13 protein-coding genes and 1 pseudogene are annotated in these 12,754 nt (G+C 67.5%); 11 read left to right on the top strand and 3 right to left on the bottom strand.

Going from position 1 to position 12,754, the window contains the following annotated elements; translation table 11 throughout:
* The 3 genes and pseudogenes from C995_RS14285 to C995_RS0113410 form a co-directional block, all read right to left on the bottom strand.
* Positions 1-107 (bottom strand): annotated as a pseudogene (locus C995_RS14285) (IS110 family transposase); the annotation flags it as partial.
* A gap of 651 nt (positions 108-758) precedes the next feature.
* On the bottom strand, positions 759-1,676 hold the full coding sequence (locus tag C995_RS0113415; protein ID WP_018865426.1) for an NAD-dependent epimerase/dehydratase family protein: 918 nt from the start codon (positions 1,674-1,676) through the stop codon (positions 759-761).
* 6 nt (positions 1,677-1,682) lie between these two features.
* Positions 1,683-2,780: an LLM class flavin-dependent oxidoreductase gene (locus tag C995_RS0113410; protein ID WP_018865425.1), complete on the bottom strand. Its 1,098-nt coding sequence runs from the start codon at positions 2,778-2,780 to the stop codon at positions 1,683-1,685.
* Between the two features lie 75 nt (positions 2,781-2,855).
* Between C995_RS0113410 and C995_RS0113405 the strand changes: the two genes are divergently transcribed.
* From C995_RS0113405 to hisC, 11 genes are all read left to right on the top strand, one after another.
* Positions 2,856-3,497, top strand: coding sequence for a hypothetical protein (locus tag C995_RS0113405; protein WP_018865424.1), 642 nt, complete (start codon positions 2,856-2,858; stop codon positions 3,495-3,497).
* An 81-nt stretch (positions 3,498-3,578) separates the two neighbouring features.
* Complete coding sequence (locus C995_RS0113400; RefSeq protein ID WP_026279130.1) at positions 3,579-4,412, top strand: ABC transporter ATP-binding protein; 834 nt, start codon at positions 3,579-3,581, stop codon at positions 4,410-4,412.
* A complete protein-coding gene (gene mlaE / locus C995_RS0113395; RefSeq protein ID WP_018865422.1) occupies positions 4,405-5,187 on the top strand; it encodes a lipid asymmetry maintenance ABC transporter permease subunit MlaE in 783 nt (260 codons plus the stop codon). Before C995_RS0113400 ends, mlaE begins: the two co-directional genes overlap by 8 nt.
* Before the next feature lie 21 nt (positions 5,188-5,208).
* A complete protein-coding gene (mlaD, locus tag C995_RS0113390; protein ID WP_026279129.1) occupies positions 5,209-5,667 on the top strand; it encodes an outer membrane lipid asymmetry maintenance protein MlaD in 459 nt (152 codons plus the stop codon).
* A 21-nt stretch (positions 5,668-5,688) separates the two neighbouring features.
* Positions 5,689-6,357, top strand: a complete 669-nt coding sequence (locus C995_RS0113385) for a phospholipid-binding protein MlaC (protein ID WP_018865420.1) — start codon at positions 5,689-5,691, stop codon at positions 6,355-6,357.
* A complete protein-coding gene (locus C995_RS0113380; RefSeq protein ID WP_018865419.1) occupies positions 6,350-6,676 on the top strand; it encodes a lipid asymmetry maintenance protein MlaB in 327 nt (108 codons plus the stop codon). Before C995_RS0113385 ends, C995_RS0113380 begins: the two co-directional genes overlap by 8 nt.
* A gap of 89 nt (positions 6,677-6,765) precedes the next feature.
* Positions 6,766-8,025 (top strand): UDP-N-acetylglucosamine 1-carboxyvinyltransferase, encoded by a 1,260-nt coding sequence (gene murA, locus C995_RS0113375; RefSeq protein WP_018865418.1) that lies wholly within the window; start codon positions 6,766-6,768, stop codon positions 8,023-8,025.
* A gap of 34 nt (positions 8,026-8,059) precedes the next feature.
* Entirely contained in the window at positions 8,060-8,710 is a 651-nt protein-coding gene (gene hisG / locus C995_RS0113370; protein ID WP_018865417.1) for an ATP phosphoribosyltransferase, read from the top strand.
* 10 nt (positions 8,711-8,720) lie between these two features.
* The gene (locus C995_RS0113365) at positions 8,721-9,788 is read left to right on the top strand and encodes a 3-deoxy-7-phosphoheptulonate synthase (RefSeq protein WP_018865416.1); all 1,068 of its coding nucleotides are present in this window, start codon (positions 8,721-8,723) and stop codon (positions 9,786-9,788) included.
* Between the two features lie 14 nt (positions 9,789-9,802).
* Positions 9,803-11,107: a histidinol dehydrogenase gene (hisD, locus tag C995_RS0113360; RefSeq protein ID WP_018865415.1), complete on the top strand. Its 1,305-nt coding sequence runs from the start codon at positions 9,803-9,805 to the stop codon at positions 11,105-11,107.
* Positions 11,104-12,201: a histidinol-phosphate transaminase gene (hisC, locus tag C995_RS0113355; RefSeq protein ID WP_018865414.1), complete on the top strand. Its 1,098-nt coding sequence runs from the start codon at positions 11,104-11,106 to the stop codon at positions 12,199-12,201. Before hisD ends, hisC begins: the two co-directional genes overlap by 4 nt.
* Positions 12,202-12,754: the final 553 nt, after the last annotated feature.

Raw genomic sequence — 12,754 nt, 5'->3', positions numbered from 1 at the left:
TCCTGGCGGTTCGGGAATACCTTCGGCTTGACCTTGCCCGCCTCCAGATCCCGGACCCACATGCAGTCGAGCTTGTTCTTGCTGACATCAATGCCAATATGAGCCATCTCGTCCTCTCACCTTGTCCGTACAGCTTCACCCGCCCTTCACGGGGAGCTTGGATACCGTTCAAACTTCGAGATGAAAAAGGACTCGGGGGCCCATCTACGGCACAGGTTCGTGACCTCAGGATGCGATCGGGTTACCCCGAGTCCGGTGCGGTCCATGGTAGCGATCCGTGAACCGCAAGACACAAGGATGTGATGAGCGCAGCGAATCGCATCAGGATTAACCCCGACGTCGGAGCGGTGCGTTTCGCTGCGCTCAACGCACCCTACAGCTCGGGCTTATCGCGGGTGCTGGAATACCGCCTGTTTGGACCTACCCTCCCGATATGAGCCCCTTGTGGAGGGCGTGACAGGCCGGGAGAAGGCGCTGACTGTTTGAGCGAAGCGTAGCGCAGCGAGTTTCAGCGCCGCCGGCCTGGCGCGGCCGGAGCAAGGTTCCTGGGCGAATCCCGGGCGTGTTTCTTGGTTACTTCTTTGCACGAGCAAAGAAGTAACTCGGGGCGCGCTGCCGAAACAGCGCTTGGCAGTATGCGTGCCGAAGGCACGTAAACACCGACGACGAGCTAGGGCCAGCCTCTGCAAGGCAGGCGGCCGAAGGAAGGCCACCGTAAACACCGACGACGAGCCAGGCCCAGCCCGAGAACGACGGAGCTACCGGCGAAGGCGCTCCAGGCACTCGGGGGTGGAGACCTGCGGTACCCAGCCCAGGTGCTCGCGGGCGCGCGAGCAGTCCATCTGGAGGGCGCCGTCGAGGCCCTGGACCCATCCGGGATCGCCGGCATGGCGGGTGAATCGCCAGGCCAGAGGGTGCAGCGCCCGGATCAGGCCCGGGGGCACCGGGACGCCCCAGCGGCGTCCGTGTAGCGCCATCCGGCGCATGGACCAGACAGGCTCGGCCCCGAGGTTGAAGATCCCCTCCGCCTGGCGCGCAACCGCTCGCACGACGGCGTCCGCGGCGTCGTCCTCCCACAGGATCTGCACCGGCACCTCGACGCCACCCGGGTACACACGACTGCGCGCAACCCGGCGCAGCAGCGGGTGGGCATTCGGCCCCACGATTGCCGGGGGTCGGAGGATGCAGGTGGTCAAATCGGGATACTGCGCGCCGACCGCCAGCAGGGCCTGCTCGGTGGCGACCTTGTCCTCGGCGTACGGGAAGCGCGGCCGCGCCGGGCTGCGCTCGGTCAGCGGACGCGGCGAGTCCGACCACGGCCCATAGACCGCGGCGCTGGAGAGAAAGACGATCTGGCGCACACCGGCCGCGGCGGCTGCCTGAAAGACGTGGCGGCTCAGCTCGACATTCTGCGCGCGCACCCAGTCGCGGTCGCGGCGCCGGCGCCCGCCCTGCCCGCCCATCAGCTGGAAGGCGAGGTGGATCAGGCTGTCATGCCCGGCCAGGTGTTCCGCTCCGAGATCCGCGAGATCGATTTGCGAAGAGGTCGTGTGCGCATTCGCGGCAACCGGGCGGCGGTCGATCGCGGTGACCGACTGGATACCTTCGGCGGCGGCCAGGGCCGGAATGAGCACCTGCCCGAGGCGCCCGGCGGCGCCGGTCACGGCGACCCGCATGGATGGCTATCCAGCCGTGCCGGTGGCGCCCGGGGCGCGCTCGGCAAAGGCCGGCATGACCTCCTCGGCAAAGCAGTCCATGGACTCCAGGGCGAGCTCGTGGGGCACGGCCCCTGCGCCAAAGGCCAGCAGGACCTGATCGACCCCCGCCTCGCGCAGACCCTCGATGCGCTCGCGACACTCGGCGGGCGTGCCGACCAGCGTCATGCCCAGCATGTCGAGGATCTTCAGGTTGATCCCGGCCTTGACTAGGTGGCGGAAGCGCCCCAGCGAACGGTAGTAGTCGTAGCCCTCGATCAGGCGCTCCAGCACCGGCAGGGTCTGCTGGAACATGTGACGGTAGAACCACTCGAACGCGGGCTTGGCCTCGCGCCGGGCGCGCTTGCCATCCGGCAGGCACAGCACCCCGAGGGTCATCCCGACGCGCGGCGGATGGGCGATATCGGTGCGCGAGGCATCCCAGGCCTCGTGATACAGACGGATGTCCTCGCGGATCATCTGCCAGGGCTTGAACGGACCTGCCAGTGCCCCGATGCCCTGCTCGGCAGCCCAGGTGAAGGACTCCGGGCTGACCGCGGCGGTCCAGATCGGCGGGTGCGGGTCCTGCACCGGGCGCGGCATCACGGGAACGTCGTCCAGGTGATGGAACGGACCGTCCTGGGTGATCCGACCGGTGGCGAAGGCCTGGCGCAGCGCATCCAGCCCGGCGTCGACCCGTGCGCGGGACTCGCTCATCTGGGCGCCGAATGTGGCATATTCGCGCGGCGAAAAACCGCGCCCGATGCCCAGGTCCAGGCGCCCGCCCGAGAGCTGGTCGAGCATGCCGACCCGCTGCGCGACCCGCAGCGGGTGGTGGTAGGGCAGCGGGACCACACCGAGGCCCAGGCGCAGGCGTTCGGTGCGCTGGCTGGCCGCGGCCAGGACCAGATCCGGCGCGGTGCTGTGGGAGAATTCCGGCATCAGGTGGTGTTCCACCAGCCAGGCCGTGCCGTAGCCCAGGCGATCGGCCTGCTCCCACAGGGCCAGGGTCCGGTCGATTACCTCGGTCTCGGAGGTCTGCAGAAACTCCGGGACCGAGAGTTCATGAAAGAGGTCGAAGCGCATGGCATCAACTGTGCCGCGCGCGCGTTGGGGATACAAGCAAGCCCGTCAGACTGTGGTTGAACAAGGGAGACGCGGATGTCGAAGGATCAACAAGCGCTGGAGCTGCAGGCTGCGGGAGTCGCGGCCCCCGGTGAGTCCTGGTGGGAGAGCTTTTTCCCGGACGACCTCCCGGCCGACTGGCAACTGGAGTACTACACCCATTATCACAGCCGCCTGCTGCTACCCGCCTCTGTCTGGGCGGCACCGGAGGAAGATCCGTTCGGGCCCTGGGCCGAGGCGGTCCCCGCCAAGCTGCGCCTGACCCTGGAGTGGTCCCGTGACCTGTCGCCGGAGGCGGGTGTGGCCGCCCTCGCCCGAATCGAGAAAGAGCTGGGCGAGCATCTCCAGGGTGTGGCCCTCAGCGTCATGGATGCCGAGCATGCCGCTGCCGTGGAAGCGGCACTGGAGGCCAGCAACACGAAGACTGCACTGCTCGCGGGACCCGCCGAGGCTCACAACCTTCCGGGTACCCGCGAGGCGCTGTGGTATCCGGGCCGAGACGGCGCCGGCCTCTGGCAGCTCGAGCCGAAGCCGGACCTGGACCCGATGGGGTGGCGTACCCTGGTCGAGGCCCTGATCGCGACCGGCGGCCAGGGTCCGACACCCGTGTTCCTTCGGACGCGACCGGATCGACTTTCCGAGTTTCGCACCATCGCCCAGTTGCTGGGGGTGGGATGAACTCCACCCAAACTGGTTTGACCGGGCATCGGTCCCGCGCCAGACTCCCGAGTCCCATTGGCCGTACGGCAAGAGGTGCCCGTGGCTGAGCCGGTCGCCGAAGACAGTCCGCACATCGTGATCGAGAACCTGCGCTTCCGACGCGGGCGCAAGGTGGTCTTCGAGGACCTGTCCATGCGCATCCCGCGCGGGCAGGTGACCACAGTCATGGGCCCCAGCGGCAGCGGCAAGACAACCCTGCTGCGCCTGATCGGTGGCCAGCTGCGCCCGGACGGCGGCCGTATCTGGGTCGACGGCCAGGAGGTCGCACGGCTCTCGACCCGGCGCCTGTACGCCCTGCGCAAACGCATGGGCATGCTGTTCCAGAGCGGGGCCCTGTTGACCGATCTCTCGGTGTTCGAGAATGTCGCCTTCCCGCTGCGCGAGCACACGGACCTCCCCGAGGACGTGCTGCACACCCTGGTGCTGCTCAAGCTCGAGGCGGTGGGCCTGCGCTCCGCGCGCGACCTGGACCCGGCCTCGCTGTCCGGCGGCATGGCGCGGCGTGTGGCGCTGGCGCGCGCGATCGCGCTGGACCCGGACCTGATCATGTACGACGAACCGTTTACCGGCCTGGACCCGATCACCATGGGCCAGATCGTGACCCTGATCCGGCGCACCAACCAGAGCCTGGGCCTGACCAGCGTACTGGTCTCGCACGATGTGAACGAGGCCATGGCCATCTCCGATCACGTGGTGCTGATTGCCGATGGCCGGGCAGTGGACGCCGGAGCACCCGGCGACCTGCGCGCACGTGCCTCCGACTGGAGCGCACAGTTCCTCGAGGGCCGCCCCGATGGCCCGGTGCCGTTTCATTACCCCGGCGACAGCTACCGCGAGGATCTGCTCGGGGTACGGGAGCAGCGTGATGATTGACGCGATTGCCTCGCTGGGCCGCAGCTCGCTGAATGCCCTGGTGGTGTTCGGCCGCGCATTCATCTTTCTGATTCAGGTACTGGCCAGCCTCGATATCGTGATCCGGCGGTTCGGGCTGACGGTAGTGCAGATCTATTCGGTGGGCGTGCGCTCGCTGCTGATCATCATCGTCTCCGGGCTGTTCGTGGGCATGGTGCTGGGCTACCAAGGGTACATTACCCTGGTGAACTTCGGGGCCGCAGAGGCCCTGGGCGGCGTGGTCGCCCTGTCCCTGGTACGCGAGCTGGGCCCGGTGGTGACCGCACTGCTGTTCGCCGGCCGCGCGGGCTCCGCGCTAACGGCCGAGCTGGGCCTGATGAAGACCACCGAGCAGCTCTCGGCGATGGAGATGATGGCGGTGAACCCGTATCGCCGCATCTTCGCCCCGCGCTTCGTGGCCGGCTTCCTCTCGATGCCGCTGCTGGCCGCGATCTTCAGCGCGGTGGGCGTGATGGGCGGTTACATCGTCAGCGTGGGCATGCTGGGCGTGGACAGCGGCGCGTACTTCTCGCAGATGCAGTCGGTGACCGACTGGAACGAAGACGTGCTCTCCGGCGTGATCAAGAGCATTGTGTTCGGCTTCGTGGTGACCTGGATCGCGGTATTCCAGGGCTTCAATGCAATGCCGACCTCCGAGGGCATCTCGCGCGCAACGACCCAGACGGTGGTGGTCTCCTCGCTGGCGGTGCTGGGCCTCGATTTCATCCTGACCGGGCTGATGTTCGGCGCGGGCTGATCCAACAATGCAGGTGGCATGATGAAGGTACGTTTCTTCGAACTGGCGGTCGGCGTGTTTGTGCTGCTGGGTGTCGCGGCACTGTTCTACCTGGCGATCCAGGTGAGCAACGTGACCGACTACCACGACCGCGACACCTACACGGTGACGGCCTATTTCGACAACATTGGCGGGCTCAAGACGCGCGCGCCGGTCACGGTCTCGGGTGTGCGCATCGGGCGCGTCGCAGAGATTCGCTATGATCCGGAACAGTTCCGCGCCGAGGTCAAGCTGGCAATCCGCTCCGAGCATGACTATCTGCCCATGGACACGCAGGCCGCGATCCATACCGCGGGGCTGCTGGGGGAGCAGTACATTGCCCTGGAGCCCGGCGGCGACTATGACACCCTGCAGGACGGCGACGAGGTGATGTTCACGCAATCCGCGCTGGTTCTGGAGAACCTGATTGGCCGTTTCATGACCAACATGGGTAGTGACTAAACCCGAACCGGGGACGACACGATGAAGACATTGCGATTTCTGGCGCTGCCGGCGCCACTCTGGCTGCTCCTGCTGCTGGCCATGCCGGGTGCCGCGCAGGCGGACAACCCCACCGAGATCATCAAGCAGTCCATCGACGAGGTCTACGAGAAGCTGCGGGCGAACGAGGACCGCGCCCAGGAGGACCCCGACTTCGTGATCGGCGTAATCGAGGACAAGATCCTGCCGGGCGTGGATGTCGAGGGCATGTCGCGACTGGTGCTGGCGCGCCACTGGCGCGATGCCACCAGTGAGCAGCGGGAACGCTTTACCGAGGCCTTCAAGAAAACGCTGCTGCAGGCCTACGGCGTGCAATTGGCGGACCATCTGGACAAGGAAATTCGCGTGATCGAACGCCGCTCGCGTCAGGACGACCGCATGGCCGTGGTGGCCACCGAGATTGTCATGGGCTCCGGCCAGTCGAATCTCCAGGTCAATTACCGCCTGCGCCCGGTGAACGGGGAGTGGAAGGTCTTCGACGTCGAGGCCGAGGGCCTCAGCTTTGTCGGCAACTTCCGCAACCGCTTCAACGAGGAGATCAACCGCAACGGTCTTGACACCCTGATCGAACGCCTTGAGGACGGCGACCGCGAACTCGTCGATGACGCGATGGACGGCATCGCCGACGAGGTCGACAACGGCGATGGCTGACGCCCGCCTGCACGCAACGCCGGAGGGGCTCGCCCTCTCCGGCACACTAACGTTTGCCACGGTTCCGGGCCTCGAATCCCGCATTCGCGCCCTGCTCCCCGGGCTGCCCGCTCGCGCGCGGGTGGATCTCGGCGAGGTGACCCGCATCGACTCGGCGGGCGTGGCGCTGCTGGTCACCCTCTGGCGCCGGGTGCACGAACAGGGTGGTGAACTGGGGTTCCACGCCATCCCGCAGGGCCTGATACCCCTCGTCGAGCTCTACGACCTGCAATCGGTGATCGCCGATTCCGTTCCCGTGGCTCACGCACACACGGCCTGATCCCGGAAACGCGCGCGGAGCGGGCAGATTCGTTATCATGGCGTGTTTCGCTGGGCCATGCTGGACCCTGCGACCGACCCGGGCTTTCCATGGACAAGCTGATCATCACCGGAGGCCGCCGCCTGGAGGGGCAGGTCTGGATCTCCGGGGCCAAGAATGCAGTGCTGCCGATCCTGTCCGCCACCTTGCTGGCGGACGGGCCGATGACCATTGGCAACGTCCCGCACCTGCAGGACGTGACGACCACCATGGAACTCCTCGGCCGCATGGGCGTAAGCCTGACGGTCAACGAGCGCATGCGCATCGAGGTCGATCCGACCACCCTGACCCAGTGTGTCGCCCCCTACGACCTGGTGAAGACGATGCGCGCCTCGATCCTGGTGCTGGGACCCCTGCTCGCGCGCTTCGGCGAGGCAGAGGTCTCGCTGCCGGGCGGCTGCGCGATCGGTTCGCGCCCCGTGAACCTGCACCTGCGGGGGCTGGAGGCGCTGGGCGCAGAGATCGACGTCGACGGTGGGTACATCCACGCCCGCGCCAAGCGCCTGAAGGGTGCGCGCGTCGTGTTCGACCAGGTCACGGTCACCGGCACCGAAAACCTGCTGATGGCCGCCACCCTGGCCGAGGGCGAGACCCTGATCGAGAACGCCGCGCGCGAGCCGGAGGTGGTCGACCTCGCGGACTGCCTGACGGCCATGGGGGCCAAGATCCAGGGCGCCGGGACCGACACCATCCGCGTGCAGGGCGTCGAAAATCTGCAGGCCTGCGAATACGACGTAATGCCGGACCGCATCGAAACCGGGACCTTCCTGGTCGCGGCGGCAGTTACCCGCGGGCGCGTGCGCTGCCGCAATACCCGCCCGGAGCTGCTGGATGCGGTGCTGGCCAAGCTGGTCGAGGCCGGCGCGCGCATCGAGACCGGCCCGGACTGGATCGAACTGGACATGGAAGGACGCCGCCCGAAGGCAGTCAACCTGCGGACCGCGCCCTTCCCGGCCTTCCCCACCGACATGCAGGCCCAGATGATGACCCTGAACACGGTCGCCGAGGGCACCGGGTCGGTGGTGGAAACGGTGTTCGAGAACCGCTTCATGCATGCGCTGGAACTGCAGCGCATGGGGGCGGACATCACCATCGAGGGCAACACGGCCATCGTCAAGGGCGTGGAGCAGCTGGTGGGCGCCCCGGTGATGGCGACCGACCTGCGCGCCTCGGCGAGCCTGATCATCGCCGGCCTGGTGGCCGAGGGCGAAACCGCGGTCGACCGCATCTACCATATCGACCGCGGCTACGAGTGCATCGAGGAAAAACTGAGCCAGATCGGCGCGGGCATCCGCCGCGAGCCGGCCTGACCCGACACAAACGCGAGACGGACCGACACCCGACATGATGGATCCCAACGCCCTGACCATCGCCCTGTCCAAGGGTCGCATCCTCAAGGACACCCTGCCGCTGCTGGCCAGCGCCGGGATCGAACTCCTGGAGGACCCGGACAAGACGCGCAAGCTGATCCTCGACACCAACCGCGAGGACGTGAAGATCGTGGTGGTGCGCGCCACCGACGTCCCCACCTATGTGCAGCATGGCGCGGCATCCATCGGTGTGGCCGGCAAGGATGTGCTGATGGAGCACGGCGCGGCCGGGCTCTACGAACCGCTGGACCTGCACATCGCCGCGTGCCGGCTGATGCTGGCCGGGCGACCGGGCCAGCAACCGGATCCGCAGCAGCGCCTGCGCATCGCCACCAAGTTCGTGAACATCACGCAGAACTACTTCGCCCAGCAGGGCCGCCAGGTGGAGATCATCAAGCTCTACGGCTCGATGGAACTGGCGCCACTGGTCGGCCTGGCCGACTACATCGTGGACCTGGTCGACACCGGCAACACGCTCAAGGCCAATGGCCTGGAGCCGCTGGAACTGATTACCCCCATCAGTTCCCGGTTGATCGTGAACCAGGCAGCCATGAAGATGCGACATAGAACTATTCAAAATCTCATCGAGGGCCTGCGCGAGGCCGTCACGCCCGCGACGACGTAACGAGAGCATCATGACCGCCGATACCGACGACCTGAGAATCCGCGATATCCAGGAGGTGTCCGCCCCGGACACCCTGCGCGAGGAACTGCCCATCACCGACGCGGCCTCCGAGACCGTGTTCGAGGCACGCCAGGCCTGCCACCGCATCCTGCATGACGAGGACGACCGCCTGCAGGTGATTGTCGGGCCCTGCTCGATTCACGACGTAGACGCCGCGCTCGAGTACGCCGACCGCCTGAAGGGGCTGCGCGATGAGCTGTCCGATGCCCTGCACATCGTGATGCGGGTGTACTTCGAGAAGCCGCGCACCACTGTCGGCTGGAAGGGCCTGATCAACGACCCGGACCTGGACGGCAGCTTCCACATCAACAAGGGTCTGCGCGTCGCGCGCGGGCTGCTGCGTGATCTGGCGATCAAGGGCATGCCGGCCGCCACCGAATACCTCGACCTGATCAGCCCGCAGTACATCGCGGACCTGGTCGCCTGGGGGGCCATCGGCGCGCGCACCACCGAGAGCCAGGTGCACCGCGAGCTGGCCTCCGGGCTATCCTGCCCGGTGGGCTTCAAGAACTCCACCGATGGCAGCCTGCGGGTGGCGATCGACGCGATCCGTTCCGCCTCGCGCCCGCACCACTTCCTGTCGGTCACCAAGGCCGGGCGCTCGGCGATCTTCTCCACCACCGGCAACGACGACTGTCACATCATCCTGCGCGGCGGCAAGCAGCCAAATTACGACGCCGAGAGCATCGAACAGGCCTGCAAGGAGCTGCGCATGGCCGAGCTGCCGGAACTGGTAATGGTCGACTGCAGCCATGCCAACAGCCGCAAGGATCCGAAGCGCCAGGTGGACGTGGCCCGCTCGCTGGCCGAGCAGATCAGCGGCGGCGATCGCCGCATCATGGGCGCGATGCTGGAGAGCCATCTGGTCGGTGGCCGCCAGGACATCCTGCCCGGCAAGCCGCTGACCTACGGCCAGAGCATCACCGATGCCTGCATGGGCTGGGACGAGACCAAGACCAGCCTGAACCTGCTGGCGGATGCCGTGCGCGCGCGCCGCAAGATCGCCGAGCCGGCCTGAACGAGGAGCCCGCCATGCCTGCCATTGCCCGACTCGATATCCAGCAGCCCGACTTCGATCAGGCCCTGGAGCACCTGCTGTCCTGGGAGTCCGTTGCCGACACCGGCGTACGCGATGCGGTGGACGAGATCCTCGGCGCGGTGCGCGCCGAGGGCGACCCGGCCGTGCTGCGCTATACCGCCAAGTTCGATCGCCTCGACCGCAGCGCGGTCACCGACCTGGAGATCCCGCGGGAGCGCCTGCAGGCCGCGCTGGAATCGATCCCGGCGGAGCAGCGCCAGGCGCTGGAGACCGCCACCGCGCGTATCCGCCAGTACGCCGAACACCAGAAGATGCAGGACTGGGACTTCACCGATGCCGACGGCACGGTGCTCGGCCAGCGCGTGACCGCGCTCGACTCGGTCGGCCTGTACGTCCCCGGCGGCAAGGCCGCCTACCCGTCCTCCGTACTGATGAACGCAGTGCCGGCCAAGGTCGCGGGCGTGGAACTGCTGGTAATGGTCGTGCCCGCCCCGGGCGGCGAACTCAACGATCTGGTGCTGGCCGCGGCCGCCGTGGCCGGGGTGGACCGCGTGTTCACCGTGGGCGGCGCCCAGGCCGTGGCAGCCCTGGCCTATGGCACCGATACCATCCCGGCGGTAGACAAGATCGTCGGCCCCGGCAACATCTTTGTCGCTGCGGCCAAGCGCGAGGTGTTCGGGACGGTCGGCATCGACATGATCGCCGGCCCCTCGGAGATCCTGGTGGTCTGCGACGGCGAGACCGATCCGGACTGGATCGCGGCCGACCTGTTCTCGCAGGCCGAGCATGACGAGCAGGCCCAGTCCATCCTGGTGTCCTGGGACGAGGCCTTCCTCGACCGCGTGGCCGAGGCCATGGACCGCCTGCTGTCCGAGATGCCGCGCGCCGAGATCATCCGCACCAGCCTCGACAAGCGCGGGGCGCTGGTGAAGGTGCGTGACTCCGCCGACGCCATCGAGGTCGCCAACCGCATCGCCCCGGAACACCTGGAGCTGTCGGTGGCCGACCCGCAGGCGATGCTGGACGCCGGCCTGCGCCACGCCGGCGCGATCTTCATGGGCCGCTATACCTCCGAGGCCCTGGGCGACTACTGCGCCGGGCCCAACCACGTGCTGCCGACCTCGCGCACCGCGCGCTTCTCCTCGCCGTTGGGGGTGTACGACTTCCAGAAGCGCTCGAGCATCATCCACTGTTCGGCCGAGGGCGCGGCGAAGCTCGGCAAGACCGCCGCCGCCCTCGCGCACGGCGAGGGACTGAGCGCGCACGCGCGTTCCGCCGAACTGCGCGGCGGGCAATGAGCCTGCCGCACGAAAGCCGCAGCCCGGATGCCCTGATGCGTCCGGAGGTGCTGGCGCAGCCGGCCTATCAAGTGGCGGACGCGACCGGCCTGATCAAGCTGGACGCGATGGAGAACCCGCACCCCTGGCCCGGCGCGCTGGAAGACGCCTGGCTGGAGGCCCTGCGCGACCCGCAGCTGAACCGCTACCCGGATGCCCAGGCGCGGGACCTGGCCGAGCAGGTGCGCGCCGCCCACGGTGTGCCCGAGGCGGCCGGGCTGATGTTCGGCAACGGTTCCGACGAACTGATCCAGATCCTGATCATGGCGGTCGCCGCATCCGGCCGCCCAGTCCTGGCGCCGGAGCCAACCTTCGTGATGTACGGCGTGCTGGCCCGGGCAATGGGTGTGCCGTTCATCGGAGTCCCGCTGAACCGCGATTTCACCCTGGACCTCGACGCGATGCACGCGGCCCTGGCCGAACACGACCCGGCGGTCGTGTTCCTGGCCTACCCGAACAACCCGACCGGGACCCTGGACGACCCGGCCGCCGTGCAGGCGATCATCGAGGCCAACCCCGGCGTCACGGTGGTCGACGAGGCCTATGCCCCGTTCGCCGCCCACAGCTTCCTGCCGGAGGTCGGCCAGCACGACGGGCTGATGGTGATGCGCACGGTCTCGAAACTGGGACTGGCCGGGGCGCGGCTGGGCTATCTCGCCGCCTCCGCGGGCTGGATCGACGCCCTGGACCGGCTGCGCCTGCCGTACAACATCAATACCCTGACCCAGCGCTCGGTCGCCTTCGCCCTGGATCACCGCGAGGTGCTGGATGACCAGGCGCGCGGCATCATGGAGGAACGCGGCCGACTATCCGATGCACTCGCAGCGATCGACGGTGTCGAGCACGTGTTCCCGAGCCAGGCGAACTTCATCCTCTTTCGGGTGCACGAAGGACAGGGGCATGCGAGCTTCGCGGCCCTGCGCGACGCCGGCATCCTGATCAAGGATGTTGGCCGCGCGCATCCGCTACTCGCCGACTGCCTGCGCGTCACCGTCGGCCGCCCCGACGAGAACAACGCTTTTCTCGCGGCCCTGCGCGACGCCCTCGCCGGCTGAACCCTGATTTCTGAGGCTGGGCCTAGTTCGTCATCCGGTGTTTACGGTGCCTTTGTCTGGCCGCCTGCCCGCGCTCACTCGCGAGCGCACCGCGAGTTACTTCTTTGCTCGTGCAAAGAAGTAACCAAGAAACACGCCCGGGATTCGCCCGGGAACCTTGCTCCGGACGCGCCAGGCCGGCGGCGCTGAAACTCGCTTCGCTCAGACAGTCAGCGCCTTCTCCCGGCCTGTCACGCCCTCCACAAGGGGCTCATATCGGGAGGGTAGGGCAAAACAGGCGGTGTTCCTGCACCTGTCATAAAGCCCGCGCTGTAGGGTGCGTTGAGCGCAGCGAAACGCACCATGCCAACGTAGGGGGCAACCCTGATGCGATTCGCTGCGCTCATCCGCATCCTACGATGGGGTCTGGCGCCCGCTCGCGGGCGCGGCACGCCAGGGCCGCAGGCCGCGCGTGCCAAGATGTCCGAATACCTAGTTTCCATCCATTGGCACGAACGTCAGGACAGCCCTTGTCTTGACCTTATCCCCCCGTATGAAGCCCCTTGCGGAAGGG

This window comes from Thioalkalivibrio sp. ARh3 (assembly GCF_000377265.1).
GTDB lineage: Bacteria > Pseudomonadota > Gammaproteobacteria > Ectothiorhodospirales > Ectothiorhodospiraceae > Thioalkalivibrio > Thioalkalivibrio thiocyanoxidans.
The sequence above is the reverse complement of the archived record's forward strand: the minus strand, read 5'-3'. Positions and strand labels throughout refer to the sequence as shown.